Genomic DNA, 18,128 nt, shown 5'->3' with positions numbered 1-18,128 from the left:
CCTTTCATCTCAGTCCTCAGTCCTGTCTTACCCCGGCGTCCCAGTCGCGTTTGAGCAGACCGTAAAGATACATGTCGTAGCGCCGACCGTCGCGCGAGAGGAATTCGCGGATGGTACCTTCGCGCTGAAAGCCGATCTTCTCGTACAGGCGAATGGCGCGCTCGTTGTAGCCGAACACGGTGAGCTGGATGCGGTGCAGATTCAGCTCGTGAAAGGCGAACTTGAGCGCCAGATTCATAGCTTCAAGGCCATAGCCTTTGCCGCGGTTGGCGGGGTCGCCGATGGCAATCGCCAGCCAGCCCGCCCCGTGATTCCACACGATGCCGTCCACATCCAGATACCCGATCAGCTCGTCGCTGTACATTAGGCGGATGCCGAATCCATAACCGTCTTTGGAGGCATCAGTCTCCTCAAACCACTTGCGGATGCTGGCCTCGGTGCGCGGACGCGCCACCATCGCATCCCACAGACGCGAAAACTCACCATCCTCGTACCAGCGTGCCATCACTGCCGCATCTTCCGGCTTGAGGGCGGTTAAGCGCACCCGTTGACCATTGAAAAGCGATCCGATCATGATCTTCCTGTCTCTAGGCAGCCGCCTGACGCTTGCGAACTACGCGAATGATCTGCAGCGCGACCGCACCGACGACCAGCACGCCGAGATAGCCCGCGAACAGTTGAAACGACCGTGAGCGCGCCATGTCCACCAGCGTGCCGCGCAGATCGAATGGGCAGGCGGTGTTGGGCGTGACGGCGGCGACGATGGCCAGTGGGTCGCCCGTCGTCGCGTCGAGGTAGACGAGGCTCCCGCCCACGTCGAGCGCGGCGGTGATCAGCCACGCGGTGCGCGGCTCACCGTCAAAGGTGCCGCGCACGAGCAGCGGATCGCTGAAACGTTCCGGGGGCGCGGTGAGCTGATACTGCCATTGCAGCGCCTTCTCCGCCCGGTTGAGCGCCTCAGCCGGCGTGACCGGGACGGTGTCGTTGACGCGTGCCGCGCGGTAGGCGGTCAGCGTGCCGACGGCGGCGCAGGCGGCGGGTGCGTCCGCGGGCGTGATCCACCACTGCTGCGGGGCTGTCCACACCGGAAGCTGTTCCGACAGCAGCCACGTGCCGAGGATCACGGCGGGGAGGAGCAGAGCGACGATAGCGGTGAGGCGTTTGATCATTGCGGCGGCATCCACCAATCAAACGTGCTCACCTGTTCCAAGATGATGGTATCGCCATTCGCGCCGCTGTTCTGCGGGAAGAGGCGCGTATGCAGTTGACCATTGCTCAGGTAGGCGAAGCGATTCGCGTCAATCCAATCGAGATCGGTGATCCCGGTGATATCGTCGGCGATGAGCTGGTGTGCCTGTTGCGGATCGTCGGGGCGACTGTGAACACCTGATCGCCGTTTGCGCCCGTGCGCACAAACAGGATGCGCGTGCCATCCGGCGACCACACGGGTAGGCGTTCCGGCTCGGGGCTCTGGGTGACACGGCGCGCGTTCGTGCCATCGAGGTTGACGACGGCGAGGAAACCGTCCGCGTTGATGTACGCGATCCGCGTGCCATCTGGCGACGCGGCGGGCTGCGATCCGGCGGTCAGCGCCCGCGCGTTCGTCCCATCCTGATTGACGAGCCAGATCTGGCCGTCGTTGGCATGCGTATAGGCGATCTGGCCGTTTGCGCTCGCCCACGTGAGCGGCGTCGCTGAGCCAGCGAGGTCGTCGCTGAAGTTGATGGCGCGATTATCGGTGAACGAATACGTGCCGAGCCGCGTCTCCGCCACGTAGGCGAGACGATTCCCATCGGTCGACAAGGCAAGGTTGATTGCGTCCGGCGTCGCACCCGGCAGTAGGCAGCGCACGTCATTTTCCGTGGTCAGCAAGTAAATCAGACCATCGGCGGCGCTGCGATAGGCGATCCGTTCGCCGCTGGGTGGGAGGTAGGCGCTGCAATCGAGCGCAGGTGGCACGCCGAACGCAATGCCGATCTCGGTCGCCAACTCGGCTTCTTGCTCGGGCGAGATGTTCATGGCATTCTGGGCGAGATTCCCCGCCAGCCAGACAATCCCAAGGAGGATAACCGCGGCGAGGACGATCAGCAGCAGATACAGCGGGATGTTAATCGTGCGCGTGAGCGGGGACTCGCCGCGCTTGCGTTTGGGCTTTTCTTCGTTGGTCATGGTTCACTTCTTGCTGTAAAGACGCTCTTTCTCTCTAATTTTAGCACAGGACGCTGCACGGACAGGGGAAACGCGGTAGACTTGTCCCGGAATGAGAGGGGCGAAATTGATGACACAAAAGTCAGTTGGCTTCGATCCGGCGGTCGAGTTCTACGATCAAACGCGCGGATTTCCGCCGGGCGTCGAGCAGGACGCCGTGCGCTTGTTTGTCACGGCGGGCAACCTGACCGCGCAGAGCCGCGTGCTGGAAGTGGGCGTGGGCACGGGGCGGATCGCGCTGCCGCTCGCGCCGCACGTCGGCTCAATCATCGGGCTGGATCTGTCGCTGGGGATGATGGGCAAGCTGCTGGAGAAGCGCCGCGGCGAACGGGTCAACGTGGTGCAGGGCGACGCGACGCACCTGCCGTTTCCCGCGGCCAGCTTTGACGCCGTGACGGCAACGCACTTCTTTCACCTCGTGCCCACATGGCGCGCGGTACTGGCGGAACTCAAGCGCGTGCTTGTCCCCGGTGGGCGGCTGCTGCACGGCTGGAACATCGGCGACATGGACGATAAGCTGAATGCCACGTGGCAGGCGACGACCGGGCGCGGACGCGGTCAGGAAGTCGGCGTGCCCTTCAAAGATCGCCTGACGTTTTTGCCGGATAACGGCTGGCAGCCTGTCGGCGAGGAACAGGTGCACACCTTTCTAACGCCGCGTTCGCCGCAAGCGTATGTCGACGCGCTGCGGGCGCGCATGTGGTCGCACACGTGGACGATGAGCGACGACCTGCTCAACGCCGGGATCGCCGCCGTCGAGGCGTATATCCGCGAACACTATGCTGATCCGACTGCGCCGGTCCCGCTGCAATCGAGTTTCCATGTGCAAGCGTATCAAGCGAATTAACCTCACCCCCCAACCCCCTCTCCCAAGGGAGAGGGGGAGTCACGCGCAGCGTGGCGGGGGTGAGGCCGCTAACTCCTGACCTATGCATATTCTCCATGTGACACCCTACTACGCTCCGGCGTATGCCTTTGGCGGTGTAACCCGCGCGGTCGAAGGGATGGCGCGGGCGCTCGTCCGGCACGGGCACACGGTCACCGTCTTGACGACGGACGCGCTCACGCCCACCGAGCGCTGCACCGACCCCGCCGACGAACTGCGCGACGGCGTGCGGGTGCTGCGCGCGCGCAACCTGTTCAAGCGCGGTACGCTCAACCTGTCGACGCCGATCGGGCTGCGCGGTCTGCTGCGCGACCTCAACCCGGATGTGATCCACTGCCACGAGTTCCGCACAGTCGAAAACCTGCTGCTGCCACAGATTGCGCCCATGGTGCTGTCGCCGCATGGCACGCTGACCTACGAAACCGGGCGCAGTACGGTCAAAGCTGTGTGGGATCGGCTGTTCGGACGCTGGTTAGCGGGACGTTTTAATACCGTTATTGGGTTAACCGCGCAGGAAGCCGCCGATTCGCGGCAGTTTTGGGATAAGTTTGGGATAAACACGGGGAATTTTACCGTTATCCCAAATGGCATTGATGTAACAGAGTTCGAACAGATGATCGGAAGAACTGCCTTCCGCGCGCGCTGGCAGTTGGGCGACGCGCGTACGCTGTTGTTCATGGGGCGGCTGCATCCGCGCAAGGGCGTGGACGTGCTGATCAAGGCGTTCAAGGCGGCGAACGTGCCGAACACGCGCCTGCTCATCGGCGGCGGCGATGAAGGCATGCTCACGGTGATCCAGCCGCTGCTTGACGAGCGCATCAGTGTGATGGGTTATCTCGGCGGCGCGGATCGGCTGGCGGCGTATGCGGCGGCGGACGCTTTCGCGCTCCCAGCGACGGGCGAAGGCTTATCGATGGCGGCGCTGGAAGCGCTGGGCGCAGGCTTGCCTGTGATCCTCTCACCGGGGTGCAACCTGCCCGAAGCCGAAGCGGCGGGCGCGGGCGTGATCGTCGCGCCGGAGGTCGAACCGTTGGCGGCGGCGATCCGCCGTATCCTGACCGATCCCGGCGATATGGGCGCGCGCGGGCGGCAGTTGGTCGCTGAACGGTTCACGTGGGAGGTGGTAGCCTCCCAATTGGACATAGTCTATCGCGCGGCGCGGGAGTAACATCAAGCTGTATCGGCTGCTGAATGGATAATCGAGACTATGGTGCTTGATCTCAGTCCGGATGCGATCCTCTTCGCCATCCTGCTCATCCTCCTGCGCATCCTCAATACCGGGATCGGCACGGTGCGTCTGATCCTCGTCACCCGCCAGCAGAAAGTGCTCGCCTCACTGCTCGCGATTGTCGAAGCCTTGCTCTTCGCCCTGTCGATTGGCAGCGTGGCGAATGATCTGAACAACGTGCTCAATCTGGCGGCGTACTGCGGCGGCTTCGCCATTGGCAACTACATCGGCATGATCATCGAACGACGGTTCATCACCAGCTACATGACCGTGAATATCATTACGCCGCAGCGCGGACATGAGATCGCGCTGGCGCTTCGTCAGCACGGCTACGGTGTGACCGAAACGCTCGGCGAGGGGCATCAGGGCGCGGTGACCATGCTGCGGAGCGTGGTGCTCAATCGTGATGTGCCGAAGGTGCTGCAAATCGTCGGCGAAATGCAGGAGGATGCATTCGTCGCCGTGGAAGAAGCCCGCTCAGTGTACCGCGGGTGGCTGCGCTCGGTCAGAAACTCACAATAAAGAACTTAACCACAGAGAACACAGAGAGCACAGAGAATTAGTCATCATTTGCTCTGTGTTCTCCGTGTTCTCTGTGGTTCAATGTTTTTGTCTGGCATTGAAGGAATAAGCATGACGGCTTTGACAGGCACGGAGGCGCGGCGGGCGGCACGCAATGCCGGGGCGATTGCGGCGGCGCGCATCCTCAGCAGCGGCGCACTCTTGATCTGGCAGTTGGTGCTGGCGCGTTCGCTGGGCGAGGCAGAGTTCGGCATTTACGGCGCGGTGAATGCGCTGTTCAGTATCGGCGCGGTGATCACGAGCTTCAGCCTGTCGCTGATCATCATCCGCGATGTGGCGCGCCGACCGGAGGCCGCCGGGCGCTACCTGAGCGCGGCGCTCGTCGTGCAGACGGTGCTTGGCGGCGTGGCCTATCTCGCGATCAACGGGCTGGCGCTGCAATATGACACGATTTCGCGCGGCTTCGTCGCCATAGCGGGTATCAGCCTGCTGATCGATATGGTCGGCAACCTCAGCTACGATCAACTGCTGGCGCAGGAACGCATGGTCACGACTTCCATCGTGGAAGTCGCGCAGATCGCCGCGCGTATCGGCTTCGCGGCGCTGCTGCTGGCGCTCGGGTGGGGGATGCCGGGCGTGTATCTGGCGACCATCCTTGTCGGCATCGGGCGCTCGGCAGCGCTGTGGTTGGCGCTGCGGCGGACGGGCGTCAAACCTGTATGGCGCGTCGATTGGAGCATCGCCCGCCCCATGTTGATCAACGCCGCGCCGCTGACGCTGGCCGCGTTCGTCGGCATCACCTATGCGCAGGCTGACCGTGTCATGAGCGCGACCTTCCTCACCAACGCCGATACCGGGCATTTGAACGCCGCCTACGTCATGATCGTCGGTGTGGTCGATATTCTCAATACGACCATCCTCGTCGCCGCCTACCCGATGCTATCGCGGGCGTGGGGCAGCGATCTGTTCCGCTTTATGGTTGAAAAGCTGGCGTACTTCTCGCTGCTGATCGGCGTGGGCGTCGGCCTGGTGTTCACGCTGTTCGCGGATGCGATTATCGTGCCGTTGTTCGGCGTCAACTACGTAGAGACGGCGAGTATTCTGCGTGTCTACATCTGGTTCGCGTCGATCACGATGGTGTTCAACGTATTCGCGCAGTCGCTGATGGTCGAAAACCGCCAGCGGCGGCTGAGTGCTATTCACGTCGTCGGCCTGCTGATCAAACTGGCGGTATCCTACTTCCTGATCCGCACCTACGGCGTGATCGGTGCGGTGACCGCCTCGGTGATCGTCGAAGGCCTCAAGCTGATCGCGGTGGGCGCGTCGTCGCACTTAACGCTGGACTACGTGCTGCCGCGTCTGCTCCGGTTGGCGGCGGTGGTGGCACTGAGCGGTGCGGCGATGTGGGTGCTCGGACAAGTGCATCCCGTGCTCGGCATGGCGGGCGGGCTGATCTATCTGGGCGGGGTGCTGCTCCTCCTCCAGCGCGACGAGTGGGATCTGCTCTACCGGTTGGCGTCTGCTGCGCCGGGCGGCGCGCTGCTCACCCGCGTCTGGAAGCGAGATGTGAATATTTCGTAGCCTCACCTACCCGGATCGACACAGTGTAGGGACGCCCAACGGGGCGTCCGTGCTCTCCTCGTGCTGGCGGACGCGCAACGTCGCGTCCCTACTACCAGCCATAGATGCGCGAGGCAGTTGAACGCAGCGAAATGGGGTGAGCTGTTACACCCGCGCGAAGATATAGCCCCGCCGTGACGCGAACTCGACCTCCGGATACGGATCGCGCTCAAGCGCTTCTTCGACGGTGAAGCCCGCTTCGGTCAGCTTTTGTTTGATCGTTTCCCGACTATAGAAGATGAAATCGACGGAGACCGGTTCCCCCCACCATTCGTCGAGATGCTTGATCTCCGCGCCGAGGTGAAAGGCCAGCAGCACGACACCGCCCGGCTGGAGCACGCGCTTGAAGGCGGCGAAGGCCTGCGCGAGTTCGCTTTCCGGGACGTGGATGATCGAGTAGAAGGCGCTGATCCCAGCACACGCCCCGTCTGCGATGCCCTCCAGTGTGCGCATGTCCGCCTGCGTGAATTCGAGATCGGGATTGAGTGTGCGCGCCTGCGCGAGCATCCCCGGCGAGAGATCGACGCCGCACGCCGCCGCGCCATGATCGCTCAGGTAGCGCGCGATCTGACCGGGACCGCAGCCGATATCGGCAATCATGCCGCGCCCGCCGACTTTCTCGATCAGCCAGTCGAGCAGCTTGCGGTCGAGTGGTTTGCCCGCCAGTTCCCCATACACGCGCCGCGCGTATTCTTCGGCGACGCGGTCGTAACTCGATTGGGTGTTCATGATTTCACCTTTCTTTGACTGACCTCACCCTGCTTGCTGCGCAAGCCGTCCCTCTCCGAGCGGCGATGGACAAAGACGTTCAGCTTTTGCCCCTCGCCCTTGGGAGAGGGGCAGTGGAAGCGGAGCGACACAGGGTGAGGTCTCTCTAGCGCCACCAGACCGGGTAACTGCCGTCTTGAATCAGGATGCGCGGATCGCCGTTCGGTGTGATTTCCATGATGCGGAACGTCGAATAGTTGTACACCTCAGTGAACAGCAGCCCGCTCGGCAGCCACAAATCCAGTTTGAGGATCCGGCTCTCGTAGGGCGACTGCCACAGCCCGCCCCCAGCCGCGCTCCACACTTCGACGCGCGCGCCAGAGTCGGTGGGGACGAGCCGACTTACGCTTCGCCCATCCGGCGACCACAAGGTGCGCGCCCACGCAATATTGTTCATGGCCGCGCTGGTCGAGGTCGTGATGCGCCGGAGATTTCCCCCCGCTTGATCCATGAGCAGCAGTTCGAGGTTGGTGCGGTCGCGCAGCGAGAAGAACGTGATCTCGGTGCCATCTGGCGACCACGCCGGGCTGACATCCCAACCGGGATCGTTCGTCAAATTGACGAGGTGTGTGCCGTCGGGGTGGACGGTGAAGATTTCGGCGTCGGCGGTCTGACGGGCGAACCCCATGAACAGAATTGCCTCGCCGTCCGGCGACCACATGGGCGAATTGCTCACGCTGACTTCGGCGGCGAGCTGCCGCGGATTCCTGCCTTCGATCCGCGGCCCGCTCAGATCCAGCAAGTAGAGCTGCGTCCCGGCATCGCCCGCGTCGCGTTCGTAGACCAACTGCATGCCGTCCGGCGACCAGACCGGATGATCGCCCGCGACTTCGTCGGGGAGCAAGCGGGTGACGCGGGGCGGGGTGAGCGTGAGCAGATACAACTGTCGCGCGCCGCCGCGCCAGCTAAAGAAAGCCAGCTTCTCGCCATCCGGCGACCACGCCGCGTCGGTGTCGCCCGCCGGGCTGCGCGTCAAATTGTGAGATATGGCATAGGTCAGATCATACGCGTAGAGGTCGATGTCGCCCGTGCGGTTGCTTTCATAGGTGAGCAGGGGCGTGGTGCGCAGCCGCCCAACCCCGACCGCCAGCCCCGCCAGCACGATCAGCAGGGCGAGGAGGGCGGTCAATGGGCGCAAAATCAGCTTGAGGGTTTCCATGTTGGGAACAAATCATCCGTGTCGTTGTCCGTGAGGTTGATCACGGTGGCGCCGTCGCGCCGGTAAATCTCCCAGTCGCCGTCCACATTGGACATGTAAATCGCCGTAGCGCCATCCAGTTCCGGCGCAATCGTCAGCACGTCGTCGTCCGTGACGCGCACGGGCTGCGGATCGTCCGGGTTGACCAAGTATAGCCCGATCTCACCGCCCGCGAACGCCACCTCCCGTTCCGACATGAACAGCACGCGCCCGTCGTCCACCCATACGGGCAGCACATCGTAGGCGGGGTTGTCGCCGCTCAACTGCGTGAGGTTCGTGCCGTCGGCGTCCATCACGTAGACTTCCTGATCGCCCGTGCGGTCGGACCCAAAGGCGAGGCGCGTCCCATCCGCTGACCACGCCGGGAACCAGTCAATCGCGCCGTTCCGGGTGAGATTCGTTTCCGTGTCGCCATTCTGACCGTAGATTTCGAGATTGAGGTCGCGCAGGCTGACGAAGGCGGTTTGTCCGGTCGTGCTCCGGTGAAAATCCCAGTTGAGCCGCCCGCTCGTGAGGATCGACATGATGGTGCGCAGATCGTTCGCCACCTGAAACTGATCGCTGCCATCGGCGTTCATGTTGAAGGCTTCGAGCTGGCCGTTGCGACTGCTCAGGAACGAGATCGCGCCGGCATCCGCCGAAAACGACCCCATGCCATCCGCTGTGTCGTTGTTGGTCAGGTTCGTCACACTCTGGTCAGCGAGCGTCATCACATAGATATCCCAATCGCCATCGCGGTTCGACATGAACATGATCGAGCGGATTTCGGGTTCGGCGCTAGCCTCAGCAGTTGACGCGGGATGCGTAGGGGCGACCGCGGCGGGGTCGGGCAGAATCAGCGCATAGATCCACACGAGCAGCACGAGAATCACGACGGCGGCGATCAAGCTGAAGACGACGCGGCGGGGCAAATTGAACCTCGAAGCGGACATAAGAGTTTGATCCTTAGAACTGATGTGCAAAAACATTATACCGAGGAAATGAGACGCGCCGCGAACATCCCAATCGATTATTCGTCTCAGAAAATTCAAATGTTGAAACTGATTTGAAAGGAAAGGGTCATGCAGATACACATTCAGGCATCCGCGCACTCGGTTTACCGGGCTTTCACCATGCCGCCGCTCCTCCAATTGTGGTTATGTCAGCAAGCGCAGGGCAGGTTTCGCGAAGGGGGTATGTTCTTCTACCGCTGGGATGACGGTTTTTACGCGGCTGGTACCTTCACAACACTGACGCCAAACACGCACATCACGCAGACGTGGCGCTTTTCAACGGCCGCGACCGAAAGCGCGCTCGACGTGACGCTGCGTGAGCAGGACGGCGGCACCACCGTCGACCTGAATTACAGCGGCGGCGATACCACGCTCGATTGGGCGGACGCGTTGGAAAACCTGAAGTATTTACTGGAAGTGGGCTTTGACTACCGGATCATGCGGCGGCCCATGCTGGGCATCTACCCCGGCGAACTGGATGAAGGGCGCGCGGCGAAGCTCGGCCTGACGGGTGTCAAAGGGCTGTACATCACAGATGTGATTCCAGGGATGGGCGCGGCGAGCGTCCTGCAAGCCTCCGATGTGCTGGTCAGCCTTGGCGGAATGCCAGTGACGGATTTCCCCTCGATTCAGCGGGCGGTCGCGCCCTATCAGGGCGGCGCTGTCGTCCCGGTTGAATATTACCGCGCCGGCCAGAAGCTCAGCGCGGATATGCTGTTGAGCAAGCGCCCGCTGCTTGAACTGCCCGCGACTCCGTCAGACTTAGCCACGGTGATGCGCAAGAATCTTGCGGAAGTCAGCGCCGAACTCGATGCGCTGGTGGCGGGCGTCCCCGAAGACGTGCTCAGCCGCCGCCCGCAGCCCGAAGAATGGAGCGCCAACGAGAACCTCGCCCATCTGATCTGGACGGCGCGGAATAATCAGGCGTGGTTGTTCAACATGGTGGGCGGGGATGATAGTGTGTTGTGGATGGACAACAACGACCTGCATCTCATCATGTCTACGGCGATTTACCCAACGAACGCTGAGATTGTGGCGGAATACAAGCGCTCGGAAGCGGCGATCATCGCCGAGGTCGAGGCGCTTCCGGCATGGTTGGCGCAGACTAAGCCGTTGATGATGTATATCGGGCAGAACCTGACGAACATCAATTTCCACACGCGCCAGCACTTCGAGCAGATCAAACAGGCGATTGCCGCCGTGCAGCAGCCAACCACGTAAATGATCAAAACTCAACGCTAAGACGCTAGGATGAAGACGCTAAGAGCAGGAATGATATAAAAACGGAGGGATGCCCATCGGGCATCCCTCGCGTAATTGCTTTTCCTTTGCGCCTCGGCGTCTTCGCGCCTTTGCGTTGAATCTTTGCTTGCTTTACCCGCGGGACTGCGCGTCCATCACGGCGACGGCGGTCATGGCGACGATATCTTCGACGTCATCGCCGACCTGCAGTACATGGATTGGCGCGCCGACGCCGAGCAGGATCGGGCCGATGGTCTCCGCACCGCCGAGGCGTGACAGCAGCTTATAGGCCACGTTCGCCGACGACAGATTCGGGAACACCAGCACGTTCGCATCCTTGACCTGGCTGAACGGATAGCGCTGTTCGACGATTTCCGCGACAACGGCCGTGTCCGCCTGCATCTCGCCGTCGATGGCGAGGTCGGGGCGGCGCTGGCGCACGATGTCGACGGCCTTGCGCACGCGTTCGGAGAGGGCGTGCGGCGTGCTGCCGAAGTTCGAGAACGAGAGCATCGCGACGCGCGGATCAATATCGAGCGTCTTGGCGAAGTCGGCGGCGAGGATGGCGATTTCGGCCAGCGTCTCTTCGTCCGGGTTGATGTTGACGGTCGCGTCTGTGAACAGGTACACACGGCCTTTGACGATCACCAGATACACGCCGGCCGCGCGCTTGACGCCTTCGCGGGTGTGGAAGATTTGCAGCGCGGGACGAATCACGTCCGGGTATTCGTAGGTCAGGCCGCTGATCGACGCATCGGCTACACCCGCATGGATCATCATCGGCGCGACGTAGTTGCGGTCGCGGAGCAGGGCTTTGGCCTTGGCCAGCGATACACCGTTGCGCTGACGCAGGGCGACCAGGTCGTTGACGTAGTGCTCGCGGAAGTCCTGTTCGTATACGTCGACGATTTCCGGCTGGAAGTGCAGGCCGAGTTCGTTGATCGTCGCTTCGATTTGCTCGCGGCGACCGAGCAGGATCGGCGTGGCGACGCCTTCGTCGGCCACCTGCGCCGCGGCGCGGATGATCTTCGATTCTTCGCCTTCAGCAAAGATGACGCGCTTGGGCGCGCCGCGCTTGGCCGTGCTGATGATACGGTTGCGCACCTGCTGGCCGATGCCCTGACGGCTGATCAGTTCTTCGCGGTATTCGTCGATGTTGATTTCACGCCGCGCCATACCGCTTTCCATCGCGGCCTTGGCGATTGCCGGGGCGACCCACAGCAGCACGCGCGGATCCAGCGGCTTGGGGATGATGTATTCGCGGCCAAACTTGAGCGAGGGCAGGTTGTACGCGGTCAGTACGCTGTCCGGCACGTCTTCCATCGTCAATTCGGCGAGCGCGTGCGAGGCGGCCATCTTCATCTCTTCGTTGATCTGGCGGGCGTACACGTCGAGCGCGCCGCGGAAGATGAACGGGAAGCCGAGCACGTTGTTGACCTGGTTCGGATAGTCGCTGCGACCCGTCGCCATGATCACGTCCTTGCGGACTTCGAAGGCCAGTTCCGGCATGATTTCCGGGGTGGGGTTCGCCAGCCCGAAGATCACCGGGTCTTCGTTCATCGACTTGACCATCGCCTGCGTCATGACGCCGGGGCCGGAGAGGCCGAGGAACACATCGGCACCGCGGCAGGCATCTTCCAGTGTACGCGCGTCGGTATCGACGGCGAAGCGTTCCTTATATTCATTCATGTTGTCGGTGCGACCCTTGTAGATCACACCCTTGGTGTCCACCATGATGATGTTTGCGCGGCTCGCGCCGAGGCTGACATAGAATTCAGCGCTGGCGATGGCGCTCGCACCTGCGCCGGAGACGACGATCTTCATGTCTTCCATGCGCTTGCCGGTGATCTTGATCGCATTGATGATCGCCGCGCCGGAGATAATGGCCGTGCCGTGCTGATCATCGTGGAAGACGGGGATGTCGAGTTCGGCCTTCAGCCGCCGTTCGACTTCGAAGCATTCCGGCGCCTTGATGTCTTCGAGGTTAATGCCGCCGAAAGTCGGGGCGAGCGCGCGGATGACCGTGACCATTTCTTCCACGGTCTTGGCATTAATTTCGATGTCGAACACGTCGACATCGGCAAACCGCTTGAACAGAACGCCCTTGCCTTCCATAACGGGCTTCGAGGCCAGCGCGCCGCGATTGCCGAGGCCGAGGATCGCCGTGCCGTTGGAGATCACTGCAACCAGATTGCGCTTGGCGGTCAGTTCATAAATCGCCATCGGATTGTCAGCAATTTCGAGCACTGCTTCGGCGACGCCGGGAGAGTATGCGAGCGACAGATCACGTTGGGTCTGCAATGGTTTGGTTGGAACAACCTCAATTTTGCCGGGACGTCCCCGTCGATGATACTCAAAAACGTCTTGTTTGGTGATGGACATTACCTGTCCTCCTACAGAATAAAAACTGAGCTCTTTGATTGTATTCCTTCGATAGATCAGGCGCTATCCAGGACGTGAGTATTGTCATACATCGAAAGGTTACATTGTGCAACCTGTGAAACTTTCATGAAATCTCTATATATATCTAGCGGGATGTAAAAGATTACTTTATGATCAGAATAATCATTTTGACGGTTAATGGGGGTTGTATGGACAGCTCATACTTCACCAGCGCAGATTACAACGTACTCAATAGTCCGCCCAATCAAGCGGTGCAAGAAGTGGCTGATAAGTTGCATGAGCTGCACCGATTGATGTACCGGCGGATGCGTGATCGAAACTGGGATTTGCATCCTCACTGGGATAAGAGCGCGGTCATCACAGCGCAGTCGGCTGCATGTTCCAGCGAGATTCAAGGGCTGGCCTTGCCCTACCTACGGTCGAAAGAGCAGCGCCAGTTGGTCGAACGCCTGATGGGGCGTGACGGTCAGGGCACGGCGTCGACCTCAGACATTCATCGTCATCCGGTGATCGAACTGCGCCTGACGCCGACCCATTTCGCCATTGAACTCATCCTCTCCCCGTTCGCGTGGTGGGATCAGCGCAACCTGCTCGGCAAGCTGTCGGTGGATCGCCATCGCCATACGCTGCGCGGCCTGTTCGGGGAAATCGACGGCGACTTCCGCTTCGGTTTCTGGGAAGGCACCGAACTGAGCGACATGCATCTGACGGCGCGGCAGGTACTGCGCGGCAACGTCCTCGACGAATGGATGGGCACGTTCTCCGATGGGCAGGACTGGCTGCGCGTCGGCGTGTGGTACGAACTGGAAAACCCGGCGCTCAACACGGATGCGATTTTGTCCGAAATGCTCAAGCGCCTGTCATCGCTGCATCGTCTCTATACCTTCATGCTGTGGACGAGCAATAATAATTTCCAGAGTTTTTATCGTACCTATCCGACGGTTCGCGGTAAGGAATTAAATTCCTTTTAGCATCGTCTAGGGTACGTTCCGTTATCTTCTGTTACAATCTATACATGGGACTGGAAAAGCGCACCCACCGAGGTGCGCTTATGGTGTTTACTTACTTTAGGGAAGGGTTGGGTCATGGACTTTCAAGAAAGCCCCACGCAAGCGCCTAACCGGGAAGAATTGCTGCAGTTGGCTATCCGCGCGGCTCGGGCGGGTAATAAAGTGCCCGCGCGCGAAATGTTTCATCGAGTCTGGTCAGAAGACAAGCGGAATGAGCGCGCCATGATGTGGCTGGCGAAACTGGCGGACAGCAAGGCCGAACGCAAGCAGTGGCTCACCCGGGTCTTAGCGGTGAATCCCAATAACGAAACCGCAAAGCAAACGCTGCACCGTATGAAGTACCGCAAAAGCGCTAAGGACAACCGGACGTTGTTGTTGTTCGGCGTGATCGCGGGCATTCTAATCGTTTTGGTCTTGGTGATCTTCCTCGTGATTGCCAACACCGCGGGCTGAACAGGATGAGTGTCTTTTGGCAACCAATCAGAATCTACAGGCGAAGCTGAGAGAAGGTGTCGAAGCGGCCCGGCGTGGTGATAAGATCGCGGCGCGGCGGCTGCTCCAGCAGGTGTTGATCGCTGACAAGAACAACGAAATTGCGCTGATGTGGATGGCGTCCGTCTCCGACACACTGGATGATCGCCGGGCGTATCTGCGTCGCGTGCTGCAAATCAACCCGAACAATCCACGTGCTCGGGAAGCGCTCGCTCGGCTCGGCGAAACGGCACCCGCCGCGGGTGGCGCGACCCGCGGCGATGCGCCGACCGTGCACGATTTCTCCTCGCGCCGTTCTGGTCGGTCGCCCAACTACTATCTGATTGCGGCGGCCTTCGTCGCCGTCGCGGTGATCGCGGTGATCGCGTTCGCGGTGCTCAACAGCTCGACTGTGCGCCTCACCCCCACGGCGACCAACGTCGCGAATGTGATCGGCACGTTTGACGCGCAGAGCACGGTGCTCGCGCAGCGCAATGTGACGCCCACGGCGGGCACGGCGCTGCCGACGGAACTGCCGGGGATCGTCGTTACCTTTAATCCCAATGAAGTTGCGCTGCTGCCGGCGACTTTCACGCCCACGTTCACCCATACGCCGCTGCCCACCGCGACGCTCGCCCCGACGGCGATTCCGGCGGAGGCTTACGAGCTTCTGCACAGCGATTATGATCCGGCGCTCGGGCGCGGCAGCCTGTATATTGGCGACACCGCCACCTCACGGCGCATTGGTCAGAACGAAATGGCCTATGATGACTCCGCCTACGACTCGCAGAGCGACCGCGTCATCTTTGTCGGCCCGGTCTACTACGAGCCAGAAGGTGACCGCCCGGAAATCTTCGCCGAAGAAATCTTCATCGCGCCGATGAGCAATGTCGAAAACTTCACGCAGCTCACCCGGACCCGAGCCACCCGTTTGCAGCAGCCGCAATGGTCGCCAGATGGGTCGCGCATTCTGTTTTCGGCGGATGTCGACGGGGATGAAGACCTGTTCCTCATGAATACTGACGGCAGCGCGATCGCCCAACTCACGAATAACGACGCGGTTGATACGGCGGCGCGCTTCCGCTTTGACGGGCTGATCGTGTTCGCTTCGGATGTTGAGACGCCCGGCTTTACCGAAATCTATACTATCAAGGCCGATGGTTCGGAACTGACCCGCCTGACGAATCACCCGGGTAACAGCTACGCTCCGGCGTGGTCGCCGGATGGCACGCGCATCGCCTATATCAATGATCAGGGCGGCGATGGCGATCTCTATGTGATGGATGCGAATGGCCAGCGGCCGTTCTTGCTGACGATTGACGACAGCGGCGCGGAAGACCGCACGCCCGTCTGGTCGCCGGATGGACTGTGGGTGGCCTTCAGCTCCAACCGGCAGGATGACGCGTTCGGTTGGTATGCCACTGATCTACGCGGTTCGAGTGTCTGGCAGATTCTGCCGTCCTCGGCGCGTGTGCCGCAAACGCTGACCTTCATGGCGCTTAAGGGGGAGAACTAAGTGAGCGCAAGCATTTCCGAACTCTTACGCAAAGGGATTGCCGCCGCGCGCGAAGGCGATAAAGCCACGGCTCGTGACCTGTTCCAACAGGTGGTGGATCTCGATGAGGAGAACGAAAAGGGCTGGTTCTGGCTGGCGTCGGTCGTCGAGACGGATGACGAGCGCCGCACGTGCCTCGAAAATGTGCTGCACATCAACCCGGACAACGAACGCGCCCTGCAGATTCTGGCGCAGGTGAATGCCCGCGCTCGCCAGACCGTCGATCAGGAAGAAGTCATCCCCGGCGTGACGCGCAGCCAGCTCACGCTGATCATCGGCGGCGGTGTCGCGCTCGTCGTGTTGATCCTGATCGTCGCTTTGGTGGCGATCATCAGCAACAACAACCGCATCGCCGCCGAAAGCGCCAATGCGACCAACGCTGCCGCCGCGCAAACCAACATCGCGGTGGCTGCGACCCAGCAGGCCGAGCAGAACTCAGCGAACGCGACCGCGACTGCCGTCGCCGTCGGCGCCACGCAGACCGCCGAATATACCGCTGTGCCCACCGTAGAGCCGACGTCAGTGCTGCCCACGCTGCCGCCCACATGGACGCCACGTCCGGCAGAGGATAGCAGCGCGCAGACGGTCGCGACGCTGCCGCCGCCCGTCGGTTTGACCGGGCGTCTCGCGGTGTGGAGCGGACGGGACGTTTTGAGCGTCGACTTCCTCGATGTGGGCTACTACGATTTCGAGGTGGCGTCGAGCTACACGCGGATTGGCGACAATCTCGGGCGCGACGTGTCGATGTTCGTGAACGGGCAGCGGGTGGTCTACAGCCGCTTTGATCCGCAGTTCAGCAGTTCGGTGATCGAGACGATCAACACCAACGGCACGCAGCTGGAAGCGATGCAGGAACGCTGGCGCGCGTTTGATACGGTGTTTGACCCGGATCAACCGACGTTCAGCCGCGACGGGCGCTATATCGTGTTCGTGGGGCGTCCGCAGGATCGGCAGACGGCACAGGTGTGGCTGCTCGATATGAACGCGCCCGCGGGTACCGATCCGCTGCTGCAGTTGACCAGCGATGATTTCATCTACGCCTATCCGTCGATTTCGCCGGATAACCGCTGGGTCGTGGTCGCGCGTACGGACAACTTCAGCGCGACGACGGGCACGGATATCGTGCTGATCGACATCGCGTCAGGCGGGAAGATCCCGGTCACGAACGACCTCGGGACGTACACGGAACGCAACCCGCGCTTCACGCCGGACGGCACGCAGATCGTCTATGCGGCGTTCCCGTCGAATAACCCGAACCGCAACGACATTTACATCAAGAATGCGCAGGGGGGCGGCACACCGCAAACGCTGATCAGCGACGCGGCGGACGACATTTTCCCCGTGCTGAGCGAAGACGGGCGCTACCTCGCATTCGCGAGTGATCGCGGTGGCGCGTATGATATCTATATCTATGACATCCTAGGCGAGACACTCTGGCAGCTTACGAGCTCGCCAGAAGAAGATTATCCAGGCGATTGGTGGCAGCCCTAGTCGATCTCGTCTTTTCGATCAAATGGTGGGGGCTTGCGCGTTTGATGGACGCCGAACGGGCTGATCAATTACACAGCGCAAGAGTGAAACAGCTCTTGCAGGAAGGCGAACAAGCGTTCGCTAGTGGGGATCGCCGCCTCGCGCATGAAACATGGCGCGAGGCGGTGACTGCCGACCCGTACAACGAAGTCGTCTGGCTGGCGCTGCTGCGCGTGCTGGAGGGTGAAGATGACCGGGTCGTGTGCCTCGAAAACATCATCGCTATTAACCCGCTGAATGTCGAGGCGCGGCGGCTGCTGCGCCGCGAACTCGGCCAGCCGGAAATGCCCGCACGCGCGCGCAAGCCCGCGCCCGGGCCAGCGCCCGCGCCCACTAAAACCGCACCGCGCAAGGCTTCGACCCTCTCGCCCATCCCTGAGAGCCGGGAACATCCGCTGACCGCGCTCGTGCGCGGGTTGGGGATTGGCCTCGGGTTGGGCGTGCTCGGCGTGGTGATCGCCGTGACGATTACGATTGTGCAAATGCTGGCGTAAG

The 18,128-nt window shown here is 61.5% G+C and carries 17 protein-coding genes; 10 read left to right on the top strand and 7 right to left on the bottom strand.

Features of this window, described 5'->3' with window-relative positions; genetic code table 11:
• Nucleotides 1–16: 16 nt before the first annotated feature.
• The 3 genes from IPK17_RS10610 to IPK17_RS10600 form a co-directional block, all read right to left on the bottom strand.
• Nucleotides 17–574 carry a GNAT family N-acetyltransferase gene (locus IPK17_RS10610; protein WP_343417665.1) on the bottom strand — a complete coding sequence of 186 codons (558 nt, stop codon included), beginning with the start codon at nucleotides 572–574 and terminating at the stop codon, nucleotides 17–19.
• Nucleotides 575–587: 13 nt separating this feature from the next.
• Nucleotides 588–1,169, bottom strand: coding sequence for a hypothetical protein (locus tag IPK17_RS10605; protein ID WP_343417664.1), 582 nt, complete (start codon nucleotides 1,167–1,169; stop codon nucleotides 588–590).
• A gap of 106 nt (nucleotides 1,170–1,275) precedes the next feature.
• On the bottom strand, nucleotides 1,276–2,169 hold the full coding sequence (locus IPK17_RS10600) for a TolB family protein (RefSeq protein ID WP_343417663.1): 894 nt from the start codon (nucleotides 2,167–2,169) through the stop codon (nucleotides 1,276–1,278).
• A 109-nt stretch (nucleotides 2,170–2,278) separates the two neighbouring features.
• Between IPK17_RS10600 and IPK17_RS10595 the strand changes: the two genes are divergently transcribed.
• From IPK17_RS10595 to IPK17_RS10580, 4 genes are all read left to right on the top strand, one after another.
• Nucleotides 2,279–3,055, top strand: coding sequence for a class I SAM-dependent methyltransferase (locus IPK17_RS10595; protein WP_343417662.1), 777 nt, complete (start codon nucleotides 2,279–2,281; stop codon nucleotides 3,053–3,055).
• Between the two features lie 82 nt (nucleotides 3,056–3,137).
• Nucleotides 3,138–4,262, top strand: a complete 1,125-nt coding sequence (locus IPK17_RS10590) for a glycosyltransferase (protein WP_343417661.1) — start codon at nucleotides 3,138–3,140, stop codon at nucleotides 4,260–4,262.
• A gap of 39 nt (nucleotides 4,263–4,301) precedes the next feature.
• Nucleotides 4,302–4,844, top strand: coding sequence for a DUF2179 domain-containing protein (locus IPK17_RS10585; protein ID WP_343417660.1), 543 nt, complete (start codon nucleotides 4,302–4,304; stop codon nucleotides 4,842–4,844).
• Nucleotides 4,845–4,955: 111 nt separating this feature from the next.
• Nucleotides 4,956–6,425 (top strand): flippase, encoded by a 1,470-nt coding sequence (locus tag IPK17_RS10580; protein WP_343417659.1) that lies wholly within the window; start codon nucleotides 4,956–4,958, stop codon nucleotides 6,423–6,425.
• A gap of 144 nt (nucleotides 6,426–6,569) precedes the next feature.
• Here the strand turns inward: IPK17_RS10580 and IPK17_RS10575 are convergent, their stop codons facing one another.
• The 3 genes from IPK17_RS10575 to IPK17_RS10565 all read right to left on the bottom strand — a co-directional run bounded on the left by IPK17_RS10575 (nucleotide 6,570) and on the right by IPK17_RS10565 (nucleotide 9,362).
• Nucleotides 6,570–7,193, bottom strand: coding sequence for a class I SAM-dependent methyltransferase (locus IPK17_RS10575; protein WP_343417658.1), 624 nt, complete (start codon nucleotides 7,191–7,193; stop codon nucleotides 6,570–6,572).
• 145 nt (nucleotides 7,194–7,338) lie between these two features.
• Nucleotides 7,339–8,391, bottom strand: a complete 1,053-nt coding sequence (locus tag IPK17_RS10570) for a TolB family protein (protein ID WP_343417657.1) — start codon at nucleotides 8,389–8,391, stop codon at nucleotides 7,339–7,341.
• Nucleotides 8,373–9,362, bottom strand: coding sequence for a TolB family protein (locus IPK17_RS10565; protein WP_343417656.1), 990 nt, complete (start codon nucleotides 9,360–9,362; stop codon nucleotides 8,373–8,375). Before IPK17_RS10565 ends, IPK17_RS10570 begins: the two co-directional genes overlap by 19 nt.
• Nucleotides 9,363–9,491: 129 nt before the next feature.
• Between IPK17_RS10565 and IPK17_RS10560 the strand changes: the two genes are divergently transcribed.
• Nucleotides 9,492–10,643: an SRPBCC domain-containing protein gene (locus IPK17_RS10560; protein WP_343417655.1), complete on the top strand. Its 1,152-nt coding sequence runs from the start codon at nucleotides 9,492–9,494 to the stop codon at nucleotides 10,641–10,643.
• Between the two features lie 153 nt (nucleotides 10,644–10,796).
• Here the strand turns inward: IPK17_RS10560 and IPK17_RS10555 are convergent, their stop codons facing one another.
• Nucleotides 10,797–13,046 (bottom strand): NADP-dependent malic enzyme, encoded by a 2,250-nt coding sequence (locus IPK17_RS10555; protein ID WP_343417654.1) that lies wholly within the window; start codon nucleotides 13,044–13,046, stop codon nucleotides 10,797–10,799.
• A gap of 209 nt (nucleotides 13,047–13,255) precedes the next feature.
• On the opposite strand from IPK17_RS10555, the gene IPK17_RS10550 reads away from it, so the two are divergent.
• From IPK17_RS10550 to IPK17_RS10530, 5 genes are all read left to right on the top strand, one after another.
• A complete protein-coding gene (locus IPK17_RS10550) occupies nucleotides 13,256–14,038 on the top strand; it encodes a hypothetical protein (RefSeq protein WP_343417653.1) in 783 nt (260 codons plus the stop codon).
• Between the two features lie 114 nt (nucleotides 14,039–14,152).
• Complete coding sequence (locus tag IPK17_RS10545; RefSeq protein ID WP_343417652.1) at nucleotides 14,153–14,530, top strand: hypothetical protein; 378 nt, start codon at nucleotides 14,153–14,155, stop codon at nucleotides 14,528–14,530.
• A gap of 16 nt (nucleotides 14,531–14,546) precedes the next feature.
• The gene (locus IPK17_RS10540; RefSeq protein WP_343417651.1) at nucleotides 14,547–16,064 is read left to right on the top strand and encodes a hypothetical protein; all 1,518 of its coding nucleotides are present in this window, start codon (nucleotides 14,547–14,549) and stop codon (nucleotides 16,062–16,064) included.
• Nucleotides 16,065–17,594 carry a hypothetical protein gene (locus tag IPK17_RS10535; RefSeq protein WP_343417650.1) on the top strand — a complete coding sequence of 510 codons (1,530 nt, stop codon included), beginning with the start codon at nucleotides 16,065–16,067 and terminating at the stop codon, nucleotides 17,592–17,594. It abuts the gene before it with no gap.
• Nucleotides 17,582–18,127 carry a tetratricopeptide repeat protein gene (locus tag IPK17_RS10530; protein WP_343417649.1) on the top strand — a complete coding sequence of 182 codons (546 nt, stop codon included), beginning with the start codon at nucleotides 17,582–17,584 and terminating at the stop codon, nucleotides 18,125–18,127. Before IPK17_RS10535 ends, IPK17_RS10530 begins: the two co-directional genes overlap by 13 nt.
• The last annotated feature ends 1 nt before the right edge of the window (nucleotide 18,128 follow it).

Source organism: Candidatus Flexifilum breve (genome assembly GCF_016713355.1).
Note: the sequence above shows the minus strand (reverse complement) of the source record. Positions and strands in the feature narration are given on the sequence as shown.